We start from the raw sequence: 17,547 nt of genomic DNA on the forward strand, positions 1-17,547 counted from the left end.
GCTCGTTCAATTACTGATACACCGGCAGCAAATTAAAGCTCGATAAAATATGCACCAGTGCGTTCCCGACGCCAAACAGCAGAATCAGTACAATCATCGGCGTGCCGCCCCAGACGCGGAATTTCGGGCTACCAAAGCGCTTGCGAGATTTACGCGCCAACAGCGCAGGCACAATGGCCGCCCAGATCGTCGCGGCCAGCCCTGCATAACCAATGGCATACAGAAAACCGTTCGGGTACAGCAGGCCACCGACAATCGGCGGTACGAAGGTCAGCAGCGCCGTTTTAAAACGCCCCATTGCCGAGTCATCAAAGCCAAACAGATCCGCCAGATAGTCAAACAGCCCCAGCGTCACGCCAAGGAAGGAACTGGCGACCGCAAAGTTAGAGAACACCACCAGCAGCAGATCCAGGCTGCGGCTGTTCAGCACGCCGCTCAACGCCTGTACCAGCACATCAATATTGCCGCCTTTCTGCGCAATGCCGATAAATTCCGGACGCGGGATGTTGCCCATCGTCCCCAGCAGCCAGACGGAATAGAGCGCCAGCGCCAGTAACGTCCCATAAATCAGGCATTTGACGATGGTGCGCGGATCTTTGCCGTAATATTTCATCAGGCTCGGTACGTTACCGTGATAACCAAAAGAGGCCAGACAAAATGGCAGCGTCATCAGCAGGTACGGCGTATATGACGCGTGGCTTTCAGCCACGTTAAACAACGTGGCAGGCTGAACGTGCCCTAACAGGCTGCCGAAGGTCAGGAAGAAAGTAATCACTTTCGCGCCCAGCACAATCGCCGTCATCCGGCTGACCGCCTTCGTACTCAGCCACACAACAAACGCCACCAGCAGCGCAAAGGCAAAACCTGCCGCTCGCGCCGGAACGTTCAGCGACATCTCAGCAAAGGTATGATGCAGAATTGAGCCGCTCGCCGAGATATAGGCGTAAGTCAGGATGTAGAGCACAAAGGCAATAGAAATGCCGTTGACAATGTTCCAGCCTTTGCCCAGCAGGTCTTTAGTGATGGTGTCGAAACTCGAACCTATGCGGTAGTTAAGGTTGGCTTCGAGGATCATCAGCCCGGAGTGCAGCATACAAAACCAGGTAAAAACCAGCGCCGCCATCGACCAGAAGAACCACGCCCCGGACATGACCACCGGCAGGGAGAACATCCCCGCGCCAATGATGGTGCCGCCGATAATCACCACGCCGCCAAGCAGCGAAGGTGACGTTTGGGTGGTGGTAAGTGTTGCCATTCAGCTCTCTCTCCAGTCATTTATAATGTGACTATCTCTCAATACGCTGCACTGTACCAGTACACGAGTACAAAAGAAATAAAAAAAGCCCCGATTGTGACGATCGGGGCTGTATATTTTACTTTACGCTGTGAATGCGCAGGTCAGCGTGAGTTACGCATCACCGCCGAAACGACGGCGACCGGTAGAGTCATCACGACGCGGACCACGGCTTTCACGACGTTCGCCGCTGAAGCGACGACCATCACCACGACCGCCTTCACGACGTTCGCCGCTGAAATTACGACCGCCTTCACGACGCTCGCCACTGAAGCTACGACCACCGCCGCGACGTTCGCCGCCCGCGTGCGGAACAGCATCACCCAACAGCTGCATATTCATCGGCTTGTTCAGAATGCGGGTACGCGTGAAGTGCTGGAGCACTTCGCCCGGCATACCTTTCGGCAGCTCGATGGTGGAGTGAGACGCGAACAGCTTAATGTTACCAATGTAACGGCTGCTGATGTCGCCTTCGTTAGCGATAGCGCCCACGATATGACGAACTTCAACGCCGTCATCACGGCCCACTTCAATGCGGTATAACTGCATATCGCCAACGTCACGACGTTCACGACGCGGACGTTCTTCACGGTCGCCACGCGGGCCACGGTCATTACGATCGCGCGGACCACGGTCGTCACGGTCACGGAATTCACGCTTAGGACGCATCGGCGCATCCGGCGGCAGAATCAGCGGACGCTCGCCCTGCGCCATTTTCAGCAGTGCGGCAGCCAGCGTTTCGAGATCCAGCTCTTCACCTTCAGCAGACGGCTGGATTTTCGCCAGCAGCGCACGGTACTGATCCAGATCGCTGCTTTCCAGTTGCTGCTGAACTTTCGCGGCGAATTTTTCCAGACGGCGTTTGCCCAGCAGTTCTGCGTTCGGCAGTTCCACTTCCGGAATGGTCAGCTTCATGGTGCGTTCGATGTTGCGCAGCAGACGACGCTCGCGGTTCTCAACGAACAGCAGCGCGCGACCGGCGCGACCCGCACGGCCGGTACGACCGATACGGTGAACGTAGGACTCGGAGTCCATCGGAATATCGTAGTTCACCACCAGGCTGATACGTTCAACGTCGAGACCACGTGCCGCCACGTCGGTAGCGATCAGGATGTCCAGACGACCATCTTTCAGGCGTTCCAGAGTCTGCTCACGCAGCGCCTGGTTCATATCGCCATTCAACGCGGCGCTGTTGTAGCCGCTACGTTCCAGCGCTTCTGCTACTTCCAGGGTCGCGTTTTTGGTACGCACGAAGATAATCGCCGCATCAAAGTCTTCCGCTTCCAGGAAACGCACCAGCGCTTCGTTTTTACGCATGCCCCAGACAGTCCAGTAGCTCTGGCTGATGTCAGGACGGGTAGTCACGCTGGACTGAATGCGCACTTCCTGCGGCTCTTTCATAAAGCGGCGGGTAATGCGACGAATCGCTTCCGGCATGGTGGCGGAGAACAGAGCGGTCTGATGACCTTCCGGGATCTGCGCCATAATAGTTTCAACGTCTTCGATGAAGCCCATACGCAGCATTTCGTCGGCTTCATCCAGCACCAGACCACTCAGTTTAGAGAGGTCGAGGGTGCCGCGTTTTAAGTGATCAAGCAGACGTCCCGGCGTACCGACAACGATCTGCGGCCCCTGACGCAGGGCGCGTAACTGCACGTCATAACGCTGACCGCCGTACAGGGCAACCACGTTTACGCCGCGCATGTGTTTAGAGAAATCCGTCATGGCTTCGGCAACCTGTACCGCCAGTTCGCGGGTTGGCGCCAGCACCAGAATCTGAGGTGCCTTCAGCTCAGGATCAAGATTGTTGAGCAGCGGTAAAGAGAACGCTGCGGTTTTGCCGCTGCCGGTCTGGGCCATGCCCAGCACGTCGCGACCGCCCAGCAGATGCGGAATGCACTCTGCCTGGATTGGAGATGGTTTTTCGTAACCCAGATCGGTAAGGGCTTCAAGGATAGGAGCCTTCAGCCCCAGATCTGCAAAAGTGGTTTCGAATTCAGCCATGTAGTACGTGTGCCTCAAAATTAATGGCGGCCAGTCTACATAACTCATCATGAAATTGATCTGCAATTTTCATTGAAAAGTGTGAACCGGCTCAAAGTAGGTGTATTAACGAACAACAACGCCCTCACCCGCGAAGGTGATGGCAATCAAAAAGATTACGGGCTGATATGTTCGTCAGCTATTGCTGGTCCGATTCTGCCAGGTCATCTTGGTCCTGGCCCAGGAGCGATAATTCCAACAATGCGTATCGGTGCTCAACAAAGTTATGAACGTTGTTGGCCACCGCCAGTTTGAACAGAGCCGTGGCGCTGTCCAAATCCCCCAGACTTAGGTAATACTTACCTAAATAGAAGTTGGTTTCACTGAGATGCTCAGCGAGCGAGGTGTTATCCGTTGCGTCCGCCTTGAGCCTTTCCATCAGCGTTGCTTCGCTAATGTCGCCCAGGTAGAACTCGACAATGTTCCATCCCCATTGCTCTTTATCCGATTTTTCGAAGCGTGCTTTTAACGCTTCTTTCGCCTGCTTCTCATTAAGCTTCTGCTCAACAAGATACAGCCACAGGCTGCGGTAAGGATCATTGGGATCGTCTTGATAAAACGCCAGCAGATCATCTTGCGCTAACTTATCACGGCCGCCGTAATACAATGCGATACCGCGGTTTAAGTGCGCGTAGTTGTAAGTTGGATCAAGCTCTAGTACAGAATCAAACGCTTCATAGGCAGCATCAAAATTGCCTGCCTGCGTTAAATAAATGCCTAAGTAATTGAATACTTCAGGCATATCCGGTCTGATTGCCAGCGCTTGTGAAAAATCATTTCGCGCTAATGCCCTCAAACCAAGACTATCATACAACACTCCGCGCTCATATAAAAGCTGTGCGCGTTCGTCATCGGTTAAAGCCCGACTGGCAAGAATCTGTTCCATACGCGCCAGAATCACTTCCTGCTGTAAAGTCGGTTGCAATGGTACTGCGAGGACTTCACTTTTACGCCAGGCGGAATTACTGCATCCTGCAAGCGTAAGTGCTGTCGCAACGAAACACCAGCGCAAAAAAGGCTTCATTTCCCACTCCCGAAGACAACGATTGAATGAACGTCCTGTTCCCCGGTGGCTCAACAAGGCGTCCAGCCAGGTCTAAAGCCCTCCGCACTGCGGAGGGCAAAAGGCTACCTTACTCGGCCTGTTCGCTCGCCGGAGCTTCCGGCGCAGCCGCAGGTTGAGACTGCTCGGTTGCTTCTTTAATGCTCAGACGTACACGGCCCTGGCGGTCAACTTCCAGAACCTTAACCGGGACTTCCTGACCCATCTGCAGATAATCGGTCACTTTCTCTACACGCTTATCCGCGATTTGAGAGATGTGAACCAGACCTTCTTTACCGCCGCCGATGGCAACAAACGCGCCAAAGTCAACGATACGGGTCACTTTACCATTGTAGATACGGCCGACTTCGATCTCTGCGGTGATCTCTTCGATACGACGGATAGCGTATTTCGCTTTTTCACCGTCGGTCGCCGCGATCTTCACAGTACCGTCATCTTCGATTTCGATGGTGGTGCCGGTCTCTTCAGTCAGCGCGCGGATCACAGAACCGCCTTTACCGATCACGTCTTTGATCTTGTCCGTGCTGATCTTGATGGTATGGATACGCGGCGCGAATTCAGAGATATCGCCGCGCGGCGCGTTGATCGCCTGTTCCATCACGCCCAGGATGTGCAGACGCGCACCTTTAGCCTGGTTCAACGCAACCTGCATGATCTCTTTGGTGATACCTTCAATTTTGATATCCATCTGCAGCGCAGAGATACCGTCGCGGGAACCCGCCACTTTGAAGTCCATATCGCCCAGGTGATCTTCGTCGCCCAGAATGTCAGACAGTACAACGTAGTTGTCGCCTTCTTTCACCAGACCCATAGCGATACCTGCTACGGCGGCTTTAATTGGCACGCCAGCGTCCATCAGCGCCAGAGAAGCGCCGCACACGGAAGCCATAGAGGAAGAACCGTTGGATTCGGTGATTTCAGACACTACGCGAACGGTGTACGGGAATTTATCCATGTCCGGCATCACTGCCAGCACGCCGCGCTTCGCCAGACGACCGTGACCAATTTCACGACGCTTCGGAGAACCGACCATGCCGGTTTCGCCTACGGAGTACGGAGGGAAGTTGTAGTGGAACAGGAAGCTGTCAGTGCGCTCGCCCATCAGTTCATCAAGCACCTGCGCGTCACGGGCAGTACCCAGAGTTGCGGTAACCAGCGCCTGCGTTTCACCACGGGTAAACAGAGCGGAACCGTGAGTACGCGGCAGTACGCCAGTGCGCACGTCCAGACCACGGATCATGTCTTTTTCACGGCCATCAATACGCGGCTCGCCTGCCAGTACGCGGCTACGCACCACGTTTTTCTCGATAGCGTGCAGGATTTCGCCCAGCTCGTTAGCATCCAGAGTTTCATCTTCTGCAATAAGCTGCTCGATGGTTTCGGATTTGATTACGTCAACCTGAGCATAGCGCTCTTGTTTATCGGTGATGCGGTACGCGTCGCTCAGACGAGATTCAGCCAGCGCAGCAACACGCGCGTTCAACGCGTCGTTGACGGCTTCCGGCTGCCAGTCCCAACGCGGTTTACCGGCTTCTTTCACCAGATCGTTGATCGCCTGGATAACAACCTGCTGCTGCTCGTGACCGAATACCACCGCGCCCAGCATAGTGTCTTCGCTCAGCAGTTCAGCTTCGGATTCCACCATCAGCACAGCCGCTTCGGTACCGGCAACCACCAGGTCCAGCTTGCTTTCTTTCAGCTCGTCCTGGGTCGGGTTCAGCACGTACTGGTCATTGATGTAACCTACGCGCGCCGCGCCGATTGGGCCGTTGAACGGAATGCCGGACAGCGACAGCGCAGCGGATGCGCCGATCATCGCCACGATATCCGGGTTAACCTGCGGGTTAACGGAAACGACGGTCGCGATAACCTGCACTTCGTTAACGAAGCCTTCCGGGAACAGCGGACGAACCGGGCGGTCAATCAGACGCGCGATCAGGGTTTCGCCTTCGCTTGGACGGCCTTCACGACGGAAGAAGCTGCCCGGGATACGACCAGCAGCGTAGGTACGCTCCTGATAGTTAACGGTCAGTGGGAAGAAGTCCTGGCCTGGCTTGGCTTTTTTCTGGCCGACAACGGTAACGAATACGGCGGTGTCATCCATGCTTACCATAACAGCGGCAGTGGCCTGACGCGCCATCATGCCAGTTTCCAGCGTAACGGTATGCTGACCGTACTGGAATTTACGAACGATCGGATTAAGCAAAATAATATCCTTTCCAATTTTTGACGGCATAATACGCGCCGTCGTTAATACCCGATCTTCTGCGCATCCTCGCGACTAATGACAACCCTAACCCTGATATGGGTAAAGCCTCTCATTAGCCGCGCGAACCTCTGCAACGGAAGATCATTCATAGCAACAATACATTAGTTTCCAGCGAATTGCTGCCATCTGCTGGAAAAAAGGGGCCATGAAGGCCCCCTCTTTCTGAAACTCGAAAGAATTAGCGACGCAGACCCAGACGCTCAATCAGCGCGGTGTAGCGTGCAACATCTTTACGTTTCAGGTAGTCGAGCAGTTTACGACGCTGAGAAACCATACGCAGCAGACCACGACGGCTGTGGTGATCTTTTTTATGCTCTGCAAAGTGACCCTGCAGGTGGTTAATCTGTGCAGTCAACAGAGCAACCTGAACATCGGTAGAACCGGTGTCGTTTGCGTCACGACCGAACTCAGAAACGATTTTAGCTGTAGCTTCAGTACTTAGAGACATTTTAAAACTCCAAAGTATTTAAGAATGAGAGGACGCCGATCTCTAATTCAGCGATCCCAGTGTACGCCGCGTAAACTGTTAAATAATTTACGCGACGTTAAGCGGCGGTATTCTACTCGCAGCGCTCTCTTATCGCAAGACGAAGCGACATTACGCTGGGTACTCTACTACCAGCCGACGAGGCGCGACACGGCCTTCGTCGTCAATTTCGCCCATACCGATAAATTTATCGTCTTCACCTTCCGTCACACGAACCAGTCCCTTCAACGGCGCGCCCGTGGTACGAACCGGGTTGCCATTTTTGAAGTATACCGAAGATGTTAACGGCAGATTAACAACAGGATAGTCCGAAGCTGGACTGTCCATTGGCATCAATAATGGATCGAGCAACTGCGCCGCCGGAACGCCCTGCTGTTCCGCCTGTGCTACCAGCGTCTGCAAATGCTCCAGCGTCACCATACGATCCACCGGATACTTGCTGACCGTCAGACGACGCAGGTACGTTACGTACGCGCCACAGCCCAGTTTCTCACCTAAATCATCAATAATGGTACGAATATAGGTGCCTTTGGAGCAATGAACTTCCAGCTCCAGCTCGTTACCTTCATGGCGAATAAACAGCAGCTCATAGACGGTAATCGGGCGGGCTTCGCGCGGCACTTCGATACCCTGGCGGGCATATTCGTACAGCTTCTTGCCCTGATACTTCAGCGCCGAATACATCGAGGGAATCTGTTCGATATCCCCACGAAAGGTCTCCAGCGCGCTCGCAAGCTGCTCAGCGCTGAAAGTCACCGGACGCTCCTGCACGATTTGACCATCGGCGTCAGAGGTATCCGTGCGCTGCCCCAGACGGGCAATAACACGATAGCGTTTGTCAGAATCCAGCAGGTACTGCGAAAATTTTGTCGCTTCGCCGAGGCAAATCGGCAACATGCCGGTCGCCAGCGGGTCCAGCGCGCCGGTATGCCCGGCGCGGTTGGCATTGTAGATGCGCTTAACTTTCTGCAGCACGTCATTGCTGGACATACCCTGCGGCTTATCCAGCAGCAGAACGCCGTGAATGTCGCGGCCACGACGACGAGGACGACTCATCAGTCCTCCTTGCTGTCGTCCGGGTTCACACGACGTTCTTCGTCATGTTTCACCACGTTAGTCACCAGGTTGGACATACGCATCCCTTCCACCAGCGAGTTGTCGTAGAAGAAGGTCAGTTCCGGTACGATGCGCAGACGCATCGCTTTACCCAGCAAGCTGCGGATGAAACCAGACGCTTCCTGCAACGCTTTGATGCCCGCTTTTACTGCGTCTTCATCTTTGTCGTTCAAAAAAGTGACAAACACTTTGGCATAGGCCAGGTCACGGGACATTTCGACACCGGAAACGGTGGTCATCATACCCAGGCGCGGGTCTTTAATTTCGCGCTGCAGGATGATTGCGATCTCTTTTTGCATCTCTTGCGCTACGCGCTGAGGGCGACCAAATTCTTTCGCCATAATAAATTCTCCAGAATAAAGACAAAAAAGGGGCCATAAGCCCCTTTTTAAATTTCTTGCCGGGTGGCGCTTCGCTTACCCGGCCTACGCCTAATCATCTTCTAAGGATTTTGGATTGCAACAAGGCGGCAAGCTCGTAAATCCCCGGGAGCATAGATAACTATGTGACCGGGGTGAGCGAGCGCAGCCAACGCCGTTGCGGCCCAAAAGACGACGAAGATTAAGCGATGGTACGTTGGATCTCGATAATTTCGAATACTTCAATCATATCGCCAACGCGAACGTCGTTGTAGTTCTTCACGCCGATACCACATTCCATGCCGTTACGGACTTCGTTAACGTCATCTTTGAAGCGGCGCAGGGATTCCAGCTCGCCTTCATAGATAACCACGTTGTCGCGCAGTACGCGGATTGGGTTATGGCGTTTAATCGTACCTTCGGTAACCATACAGCCCGCGATCGCGCCGAATTTCGGCGATTTGAACACATCGCGCACTTCAGCCAGACCGATGATCTGCTGTTTCAGTTCCGGAGACAGCATACCGCTCATCGCCGCTTTCACTTCGTCGATCAGGTTATAGATGACGGAGTAGTAACGCAGATCCAGGCTTTCAGATTCGATCACTTTACGCGCAGAGGCATCGGCACGAACGTTGAAGCCCACCAGAATGGCGTTGGACGCCGCAGCCAGGGTCGCGTCGGTTTCGGTGATACCACCTACGCCAGAACCGATGATCTTCACTTTCACTTCGTCGGTAGACAGTTTCAGCAAAGAGTCGGAGATCGCTTCCACAGAACCCTGTACGTCGGCCTTCAGCACGATGTTCACTTCGTGAACTTCGCCTTCGGTCATGTTGGCGAACATGTTCTCGAGTTTAGATTTCTGCTGACGAGCCAGTTTAACTTCACGGAATTTACCCTGACGATACAGAGCCACTTCACGCGCTTTCTTCTCGTCGCGAACCACGGTCACTTCGTCACCCGCAGCCGGAACGCCGGACAGGCCGAGGATTTCCACCGGAATGGACGGACCCGCTTCCAGCACTTCCTGACCCAGTTCGTTACGCATCGCACGCACGCGACCGTATTCGAAGCCACACAGCACGATATCGCCCTTATGCAGCGTACCTTCGCGTACCAGAACGGTAGCCACCGGACCACGACCTTTATCCAGGAAGGATTCGATCACCGCGCCGCTCGCCATACCTTTGCGTACCGCTTTCAGTTCCAGAACTTCGGCCTGCAGCAGGATAGCATCAAGCAGTTCGTCAATACCGGTACCCGCTTTCGCAGACACGTGAACGAACTGGCTTTCACCGCCCCACTCTTCCGGCAGAATGCCGTACTGGGACAGTTCGTTCTTAACGCGATCCGGATCGGCTTCCGGCTTATCGATTTTGTTCACCGCAACCACGACCGGCACACCTGCCGCTTTCGCGTGCTGGATAGCTTCGATAGTCTGCGGCATCACGCCGTCGTCTGCCGCAACCACCAGAACCACGATATCCGTTGCCTGCGCACCACGAGCACGCATGGAAGTAAACGCGGCGTGGCCCGGGGTGTCCAGGAAGGTGATCATCCCGTTGTCAGTTTCAACGTGGTAAGCACCGATGTGCTGGGTAATGCCGCCCGCTTCGCCAGAGGCTACTTTCGTGGAACGAATGTAGTCCAGCAGAGAGGTTTTACCGTGGTCAACGTGGCCCATGATGGTCACAACCGGTGCGCGCGGTTCAGCCGCAGCGCCGGTATCACGGTCGCTCATTACCGCTTCTTCCAGTTCGTTTTCACGACGCAGGATAACTTTGTGGCCCATCTCTTCGGCAACCAGCTGTGCGGTTTCCTGGTCGATGACCTGGTTGATGGTGGCCATGGCGCCCAGCTTCATCATCGCTTTGATGACCTGAGAGCCTTTCACCGCCATCTTGTTCGCCAGTTCGCCAACGGTGATGGTTTCACCGATCACCACGTCACGGTTAACGGCCTGAGCGGGCTTCTGGAAGCCTTGCTGTAAAGAAGACCCTTTACGCTTGCCGCCTTTACCGCCGCGAACCGCAGCACGCGCTTCTTCGCGATCGGCTTTGGATTCGGCATGTTTGCCTTTTTTCGCCGGACGCGCCGCTTTTGCATTACGGCCACGACCACGACCGCCTTCTACTTCACGATCGTTTTCGTCTTCGGCCTGGCGCGCGTGCTGAGAAGTGGTGACATGATAGTCACTGGTGTCTTCTACTGGCTCAGGCGTTGCGGTCCATTTGTTTTCTTCCGCCATGCGGCGAGCTTCTTCTGCTACACGACGCGCTTCTTCTTCGAGTTTGCGACGTGCTTCTTCTTCCGCTTTACGCTTCAGCTCTGCAGCTTCATTCTCACGGCGGGCTTTTTCGGCCTGGGCGGTTTTGGTCATATCGTCAGTCTGTTGATTGCTCACTTTGTCTTTTTCCGCAGCTTCACGTTTCGCTTTTTCAGCGGCTTCACGCTTAGCTTGTTCTGCGGCCTCGCGTTCAGCTTTTTGTTGCGCCTCGCGTTTGGCCTGTTCTTCTGCCTCACGACGGGCTTGCTCTTCCGCTTCACGCTGCGCCTGCTCTTCCGCGGCCAGGCGTTCAGCCTCTTGCGGATCGCGTTTCACAAAGGTGCGCTTCTTGCGGACTTCGATTTGTACCGATTTACTTTTTCCACCGGTACCTGGAATGTTCAGGGTGCTGCGCGTCTTACGCTGCAGCGTCAGTTTATCGGGACCAGAAACCGCTTCGCGGTTCAGGTGCGCCAGTAAAGTCTGTTTTTCTTGTGCGGACACAGAGTCGTCAGCAGATTTCCGGATACCTGCATCAGCAAACTGCTGTACCAGGCGATCCACGGAAACCTGTCTCTCTGCGGCCAGCGCTTTTAGGGTTACATCTGTCATGCTGTTCCTTCCTGCTACAGTTTATTACGCTTCGTCGCCGAACCAGCAAATATTACGGGCAGCCATAATCAGCTCACCGGCTTTTTCGTCGGTCAACCCTTCGATATCAGCCAGATCATCAATGCCCTGGTCGGCGAGATCTTCCAGCGTACAAACACCACGAGCCGCCAGTTTGAAAGCCATATCGCGATCTAATCCTTCCAGATTCAGCAGATCGTCAGCCGGTTTGTTATCACCGAGGCTTGCTTCCTGGTCCTGCGCCAGAGTGGCCAGTGCGTTTTTAGCACGCTCGCGCAGTGCTTCAACGGTCGGCTCATCAAGGCCGTCAATTTCCAGCAGTTCTTTCATTGGCACATAGGCCAGTTCTTCGAGCGTGGAGAAACCTTCTTCTACCAGAACGGTCGCGAACTCTTCATCAATATCAAGATATTTAGTAAAGATCTCGATAGCGGCATGTGCTTCAGCCTGATGTTTAGCCTGCAAGTCATCAACGGTCATTACGTTGAGTTCCCAGCCGCTCAATTGCGAAGCCAGGCGGACGTTCTGACCATTACGTCCGATCGCCTGCGCCAGATTACCGGCTTCAACGGCGATATCCATGGTATGTTTATCTTCGTCCACCACGATAGACGCGACGTCTGCCGGCGCCATCGCATTAATGACGAACTGCGCCGGGTTATCATCCCACAGCACGATATCGATACGCTCACCGCCCAGTTCGGTAGAGACCGCCTGAACGCGCGCGCCGCGCATCCCCACGCAAGCGCCGACCGGATCGATACGTTTATCGTTGGTTTTCACTGCGATTTTCGCACGAGAACCCGGATCGCGAGCCGCCGCTTTAATTTCAATCACTTCTTCGCCGATTTCCGGCACTTCGATGCGGAACAGTTCGATCAGCATTTCCGGCTTGGAACGGGTGACGAACAGCTGCGCGCCACGCGCTTCCGGGCGAACAGCGTACAGCACGCCGCGAATACGGTCGCCAGGGCGGAAGTTTTCGCGCGGCAGCATATCTTCACGCAGAATCACCGCTTCAGCGTTACCGGCCATCCCTTCGGATTTAATTTCCAGAGAGATATTGTCGCGGTTCACTTTCTTCACCACGCCAGTGACGATTTCGCCTTCCTGGTCGCGGAACTGATCGACAACCATCGCGCGTTCAGCTTCACGGACCTTCTGTACGATAACCTGTTTCGCAGTCTGCGTGGTGATACGGTCAAAGGTGACAGATTCAATCTGATCTTCAACATAGTCGCCGACATTCAGGCTTTCGTCTTCAAAACGCGCCGCTTCCAGCGTAATTTCCTTCGTCGGCATGGTCACTTCTTCAACGATCAACCAACGACGGAAAGTATCAAAATCACCGCTTTTACGATCGATTTCTACACGAACATCGATCTCCTGCTCATATTTTTTCTTTGTTGCTGTCGCCAGCGCACTTTCCAGCGCTTCAAAAATTTTTTCGCGTGGCAGCGCTTTTTCGTTGGAGACGGCTTCAACAACAGCCAAAATTTCTTTGTTCATCGCGGGCTTTTCACCTCATCCAGACTGTTAAAAGTGGGGAACCAGGTTCGCCTTCTGGATATTACTCAGCGCGAACACTTCATCTTTGCCTTCGACTGTGACGGTAATCATTTCACCGTCCACCGCTTTGATAATGCCCTGCCACTTGCGACGGTTCTGTACCGCCATGCGAAGAACCAGCGCGACTTCTTCACCCTGGAAACGCGCATAATGATCGGCAGTGAACATAGGACGGTCGAGACCCGGTGACGAGACTTCAAGGTTGTAAGCCACGGAGATAGGATCTTCAACGTCCAGCACCGCGCTTACCTGGTGGCTCACATCAGCACAATCATCAACATTGATGCCATCTTCACTATCAATATAGATGCGCAGTGTGGATGTGCGACCGCGAATAAATTCGATGCCGACCAGCTCGTAGCCTAAGGCTTCAACTGGCGCTGTAATCATCTCTGTTAATTTTTGCTCTAATGTGGACAAGCCCACCCCCAAGACATAAAAAAAGGGCCTAAAGCCCAGTTATTCTGTAGTCAGATAACAAAAAACCCCGATAAATCGGGGCTTTAGATAACTGAACCCTATAACCGCAACGGCGGTCTGGTGTACCTTCCGAAAGAATTTTTTTCAAATCCAGCTACGAAGGACATAATCTTCACAGTATATTTGAAAAAGAACTCTAAGGGAAAGTGGTTGCGGGGGCCGGATTTGAACCGACGACCTTCGGGTTATGAGCCCGACGAGCTACCAGGCTGCTCCACCCCGCGCCTGAAACGTGGCAAATTCTACTCGTTTTGGGCAAAATTTGCAAATACTGCTGGGATTTGGTACCGAGGACGGGACGTAAAATCTGCGCACAGTATAGTGACCAGGCATGAGTTATGTCAACCCTATTCCCAATATGCAGATGAATGAATATCACTCTTCGTTATACTCATCCCATCTCTCCGGCTTATACACGCATTTCACAACGTTATTTCAGTAAACCTTCACTAAACGCTTCCTGTCTCTGCTAAAAGATGATTAAATGAAAACTCATTTATTTTGCATAAAAATGCACTAAAGCAGAAACCGATCTCATTATCAGTCAATCAAGCAGGGTTCTATTCTATGACGACGATTCTTAAGCATCTTCCAGCAGGTCAACGTATTGGTATCGCTTTTTCCGGCGGTCTGGACACCAGCGCCGCGCTGCTGTGGATGCGACAAAAAGGAGCTGTCCCATATGCTTATACTGCGAATCTGGGACAACCGGATGAGGATGACTATGACGCCATTCCTCGTCGCGCAATGGAGTATGGCGCAGAGAATGCTCGCCTGATTGATTGCCGCAAGCAGTTGGTTGCAGAAGGGATCGCAGCGATTCAGTGCGGCGCTTTCCATAATACGACTGGCGGACTGACCTATTTCAATACCACGCCGCTGGGCCGTGCCGTGACCGGCACGATGCTGGTCGCCGCGATGAAAGAAGACGGCGTGAATATCTGGGGCGACGGCAGTACCTATAAAGGCAACGATATTGAACGTTTCTATCGTTACGGCCTGCTGACGAATGCTGAATTACAGATTTACAAACCGTGGCTGGATACCGACTTTATCGATGAGCTGGGCGGCCGTCATGAGATGTCTGAATTTATGATTGCCTGCGGTTTCGACTATAAGATGTCAGTCGAAAAAGCCTACTCCACCGACTCCAACATGCTCGGCGCGACGCACGAAGCGAAAGATCTGGAGTTTCTTAACTCCAGCGTCAAGATCGTCAACCCGATTATGGGCGTGAAGTTCTGGGACGAGAGCGTGAAGATCCCGGCAGAAGAGGTGACCGTCCGTTTTGAACAAGGACATCCGGTAGCGCTGAATGGCAAAACCTTCAGCGATGATGTTGAGATGATGCTGGAAGCAAACCGCATCGGCGGCCGTCACGGCCTGGGTATGAGCGACCAAATTGAAAACCGCATCATTGAAGCAAAAAGCCGCGGTATTTATGAAGCCCCCGGAATGGCACTGCTGCACATCGCTTACGAGCGTCTGTTGACCGGTATTCACAACGAAGACACCATTGAGCAATATCACTCTCATGGTCGTCAGTTGGGCAAACTGCTGTATCAGGGCCGCTGGTTCGACTCGCAGGCGCTGATGCTGCGTGATGGCCTGCAACGTTGGGTCGCCAGCCAGATTACCGGTGAGGTCACACTCGAGTTGCGTCGCGGCAACGATTACTCCATCCTGAACACCGTGTCCGACAATCTGACCTATAAGCCAGAACGTTTGACCATGGAAAAAGGCGATTCCGTGTTCTCACCGGACGATCGTATCGGTCAGCTGACCATGCGTAATCTGGACATTACCGATACCCGCGAGAAACTGTTCGGCTACGCGAAAGCCGGTCTGTTAACCGCCTCTTCCGCGACCGGTCTGCCGCAGGTTGAGAATCTGGAAAACAAAGGCAAATAAGCCCGCGTCGTTGATGCAACAGGCCGCGAAAGCGGCCTTTTTTGTGAATATCACCCCAGGTTGATGCAAATGGCTGATTTGCCGGTTAATCTAACTGGACAACATTTCGCACCCTGTCAAAGCATTGTGCAGCCATGTCTTTTTCAGTCATCATTATATAGTCAATGCCCCCGCCAAAATCCGGCCCAGCGACAGCCAGTAATGCTGTTGTAGAATGAATTTCTTCATCCCAGCTAAAAAGCTGTCGCCACCTTGTATCATTTTGATTCAGTTCATCTTCCACACTACGTTGGAGAGGAATTGTCCACCCTCCCAGAAGATCGCCGGAATAGCAGGCATCAACTCGATACGGGTTGTCCTGTTCGTAATCACTTAACGCGTCATACCATGATTCATACGCTTTCTGCTGCGTAACGCTTAACCCCTCGCAGACTGACGAAACACTGATAACGGAAAGAGGTTCCAGGCACTCAACCTGTGTACACAATTGCCATGGTTCACGAAATTCAATCTTATTGTAAAAAGCCAGCAAGTCATCTGGCACAGCTAGCGTGCTTAATGTATCTACCTCAACATCGTGCCAGAAAACAAAGGGCTGCCGATCTTCCCAGGTAACATCGACAAAGAAGCTCAATAACCCCCGCCTGGGAAGCAGTGGATCAAACCCCGGGAGTAACGCCAGGTCACTCAAGTTTAGTTGGGCAACGAAAGCAAGCGGAAAATCAACCAACTGATTCTCTATGCGGATGTCAATTTCGGTTAATAACCGCTGCTGCACTAACCGATACTTTTCCTCGTCAAAATCTTCCGCTGGCTGCCCAAGCAGCTTACGCCCTTCATTGAGCAGCTCATAACTCATTTTCATTTCATGAACAAACCTGGCATTTCGCGTTTTTTCAGCTTTCAGCTTTAGTACGCGAGATGTGGCATTAACCGATTTTTTTCGTATAGGCCAGCTTTGTCCTAATGGCCAGTCGGGTAGACCGCCCAACCGCGATGCCCCCACCTTTACTGTTTCCATATCCCGCAGACAACGTTTAAATGCAATAGCAGCACGTGCCTGTTGCACGACTTTCTCCTGAATAGCAGAGCTCAAATTGGATGTGCGCAATTCAGCAATCAATCCAGCACGATCGAAAAATAAACTCATTAATCTCTTCCTTAGATATTCGGCTCAGTGCAAAGGAAGATTAGATAAAACTACTTGAGCAAAAGATATGGAGGGGGATAACAGATACAAGCATTTCAGATTATAGCTGAGCAACTACTGGCTTCAATGAACGAAGATGATCTCGTAATCGGTGGAGTGAACCTGACGCAGGGAGATCACCAGAGAGGACATACATGAGTATGTATGTAGGGCTATCTCAACGTATTGACGGGGCCATGCCAGGGACGCGTGTAAGCGTGCTTCAACCTCCTCTCTGAGAGCAGTTTCAACAGACGAAAAAAAAGACGCTTTTCAGCGTCTTTCTTTCGGAATATTGGTACCGAGGACGGGACTTGAACCCGTAAGCCCTATTGGGCACTACCACCTCAAGGTAGCGTGTCTACCAATTCCACCACCTCGGCACGGATACTGCTATTAGCGCGGGATATCGCTGGTCGGCTGGGCCGGTGCAGCAGGTTGAGTCTGCTCGGTCTTCGCCGGCGCGCTCAGATTTTCCCACTCGCTTCCTTTATTGGTTTTGTTGCTATTGATATTACCCAACACCAGACTGATGATGAAGAACAGCGTCGCCAATACCGCCGTCATTCGGGTCATGAAGTTACCAGAACCACTTGAACCAAATAGCGTAGCGGAAGCGCCTGCTCCGAAGGAGGCTCCCATATCAGCGCCTTTACCTTGCTGCAGCATGATCAGACCTACAAGGCCAATTGCCACAATAAGGAAAACAACTAAAAGAGCTTCGTACATAATCAACCTGTTCCTTGCGGAGTTGCCGCGTACCAATGCTTCTACCAATAAAGCGGGATTTTTACTGTTTCCCACTGAAGCGGGTGTGAATACTAACCAAAGCGAATGACCTTCGCAAGGGCAATTTAAGCGCATTGTA

Annotated in this window: 14 protein-coding genes and 2 tRNA genes; 1 reads left to right on the top strand and 15 read right to left on the bottom strand. The window is 53.1% G+C overall.

Features of this window, described 5'->3' with window-relative positions:
* Window positions 1-10: 10 nt before the first annotated feature.
* The 12 genes from mtr to ACLJQJ_RS13205 form a co-directional block, all read right to left on the bottom strand.
* A complete protein-coding gene (mtr, locus tag ACLJQJ_RS13150; protein WP_000224377.1) occupies window positions 11-1,255 on the bottom strand; it encodes a tryptophan permease in 1,245 nt (414 codons plus the stop codon).
* A gap of 153 nt (window positions 1,256-1,408) precedes the next feature.
* On the bottom strand, window positions 1,409-3,298 hold the full coding sequence (gene deaD, locus ACLJQJ_RS13155; protein ID WP_000807248.1) for an ATP-dependent RNA helicase DeaD: 1,890 nt from the start codon (window positions 3,296-3,298) through the stop codon (window positions 1,409-1,411).
* Window positions 3,291-3,371, bottom strand: a complete 81-nt coding sequence (gene yrbN / locus ACLJQJ_RS13160) for a protein YrbN (RefSeq protein ID WP_010723222.1) — start codon at window positions 3,369-3,371, stop codon at window positions 3,291-3,293. Before yrbN ends, deaD begins: the two co-directional genes overlap by 8 nt.
* Before the next feature lie 105 nt (window positions 3,372-3,476).
* Window positions 3,477-4,361 carry a lipoprotein NlpI gene (gene nlpI, locus ACLJQJ_RS13165; RefSeq protein ID WP_000802069.1) on the bottom strand — a complete coding sequence of 295 codons (885 nt, stop codon included), beginning with the start codon at window positions 4,359-4,361 and terminating at the stop codon, window positions 3,477-3,479.
* Between the two features lie 109 nt (window positions 4,362-4,470).
* A complete protein-coding gene (gene pnp / locus ACLJQJ_RS13170) occupies window positions 4,471-6,606 on the bottom strand; it encodes a polyribonucleotide nucleotidyltransferase (protein WP_001670767.1) in 2,136 nt (711 codons plus the stop codon).
* Window positions 6,607-6,847: 241 nt separating this feature from the next.
* Window positions 6,848-7,117 (bottom strand): 30S ribosomal protein S15, encoded by a 270-nt coding sequence (gene rpsO / locus ACLJQJ_RS13175; RefSeq protein ID WP_000059465.1) that lies wholly within the window; start codon window positions 7,115-7,117, stop codon window positions 6,848-6,850.
* Window positions 7,118-7,267: 150 nt separating this feature from the next.
* A complete protein-coding gene (truB, locus tag ACLJQJ_RS13180) occupies window positions 7,268-8,212 on the bottom strand; it encodes a tRNA pseudouridine(55) synthase TruB (protein ID WP_063809191.1) in 945 nt (314 codons plus the stop codon).
* Window positions 8,212-8,613, bottom strand: coding sequence for a 30S ribosome-binding factor RbfA (gene rbfA, locus ACLJQJ_RS13185; RefSeq protein ID WP_001040199.1), 402 nt, complete (start codon window positions 8,611-8,613; stop codon window positions 8,212-8,214). Before rbfA ends, truB begins: the two co-directional genes overlap by 1 nt.
* A 220-nt stretch (window positions 8,614-8,833) precedes the next feature.
* Entirely contained in the window at window positions 8,834-11,512 is a 2,679-nt protein-coding gene (gene infB / locus ACLJQJ_RS13190; RefSeq protein ID WP_000133064.1) for a translation initiation factor IF-2, read from the bottom strand.
* Window positions 11,513-11,536: 24 nt separating this feature from the next.
* Window positions 11,537-13,039: a transcription termination factor NusA gene (nusA, locus tag ACLJQJ_RS13195; RefSeq protein ID WP_001031038.1), complete on the bottom strand. Its 1,503-nt coding sequence runs from the start codon at window positions 13,037-13,039 to the stop codon at window positions 11,537-11,539.
* A 27-nt stretch (window positions 13,040-13,066) separates the two neighbouring features.
* The gene (rimP, locus tag ACLJQJ_RS13200; protein ID WP_000105461.1) at window positions 13,067-13,519 is read right to left on the bottom strand and encodes a ribosome maturation factor RimP; all 453 of its coding nucleotides are present in this window, start codon (window positions 13,517-13,519) and stop codon (window positions 13,067-13,069) included.
* A 207-nt stretch (window positions 13,520-13,726) separates the two neighbouring features.
* Window positions 13,727-13,803, bottom strand: a tRNA-Met gene (locus ACLJQJ_RS13205).
* Between the two features lie 343 nt (window positions 13,804-14,146).
* Between ACLJQJ_RS13205 and argG the strand changes: the two genes are divergently transcribed.
* Complete coding sequence (gene argG, locus ACLJQJ_RS13210) at window positions 14,147-15,490, top strand: argininosuccinate synthase (RefSeq protein ID WP_000207648.1); 1,344 nt, start codon at window positions 14,147-14,149, stop codon at window positions 15,488-15,490.
* An 85-nt stretch (window positions 15,491-15,575) separates the two neighbouring features.
* Here the strand turns inward: argG and ACLJQJ_RS13215 are convergent, their stop codons facing one another.
* The 3 genes from ACLJQJ_RS13215 to secG form a co-directional block, all read right to left on the bottom strand.
* The gene (locus tag ACLJQJ_RS13215) at window positions 15,576-16,640 is read right to left on the bottom strand and encodes a DUF1963 domain-containing protein (RefSeq protein ID WP_000051504.1); all 1,065 of its coding nucleotides are present in this window, start codon (window positions 16,638-16,640) and stop codon (window positions 15,576-15,578) included.
* 335 nt (window positions 16,641-16,975) lie between these two features.
* Window positions 16,976-17,062 (bottom strand) — tRNA-Leu (locus ACLJQJ_RS13220).
* 13 nt (window positions 17,063-17,075) lie between these two features.
* Window positions 17,076-17,408, bottom strand: coding sequence for a preprotein translocase subunit SecG (secG, locus tag ACLJQJ_RS13225; protein ID WP_000272680.1), 333 nt, complete (start codon window positions 17,406-17,408; stop codon window positions 17,076-17,078).
* Window positions 17,409-17,547: the final 139 nt, after the last annotated feature.

Source organism: Salmonella sp. SAL04202 (genome assembly GCF_046550775.1).
GTDB lineage: Bacteria > Pseudomonadota > Gammaproteobacteria > Enterobacterales > Enterobacteriaceae > Salmonella > Salmonella enterica.

Excerpts from the sequence above, each read along its gene's own strand:
- rbfA (WP_001040199.1), bottom strand. The coding sequence starts at position 8,613 with ATGGCGAAAGAATTTGGTCGCCCTCAGCGCGTAGCGCAAGAGATGCAA.
- yrbN (WP_010723222.1), bottom strand. The coding sequence starts at position 3,371 with ATGAAAATTGCAGATCAATTTCATGATGAGTTATGTAGACTGGCCGCC.
- nusA (WP_001031038.1), bottom strand. The coding sequence starts at position 13,039 with ATGAACAAAGAAATTTTGGCTGTTGTTGAAGCCGTCTCCAACGAAAAA.
- truB (WP_063809191.1), bottom strand. The coding sequence starts at position 8,212 with ATGAGTCGTCCTCGTCGTCGTGGCCGCGACATTCACGGCGTTCTGCTG.
- secG (WP_000272680.1), bottom strand. The coding sequence starts at position 17,408 with ATGTACGAAGCTCTTTTAGTTGTTTTCCTTATTGTGGCAATTGGCCTT.
- deaD (WP_000807248.1), bottom strand. The coding sequence starts at position 3,298 with ATGGCTGAATTCGAAACCACTTTTGCAGATCTGGGGCTGAAGGCTCCT.
- ACLJQJ_RS13215 (WP_000051504.1), bottom strand. The coding sequence starts at position 16,640 with ATGAGTTTATTTTTCGATCGTGCTGGATTGATTGCTGAATTGCGCACA.
- rpsO (WP_000059465.1), bottom strand. The coding sequence starts at position 7,117 with ATGTCTCTAAGTACTGAAGCTACAGCTAAAATCGTTTCTGAGTTCGGT.
- nlpI (WP_000802069.1), bottom strand. The coding sequence starts at position 4,361 with ATGAAGCCTTTTTTGCGCTGGTGTTTCGTTGCGACAGCACTTACGCTT.
- argG (WP_000207648.1), top strand. The coding sequence starts at position 14,147 with ATGACGACGATTCTTAAGCATCTTCCAGCAGGTCAACGTATTGGTATC.
- mtr (WP_000224377.1), bottom strand. The coding sequence starts at position 1,255 with ATGGCAACACTTACCACCACCCAAACGTCACCTTCGCTGCTTGGCGGC.
- infB (WP_000133064.1), bottom strand. The coding sequence starts at position 11,512 with ATGACAGATGTAACCCTAAAAGCGCTGGCCGCAGAGAGACAGGTTTCC.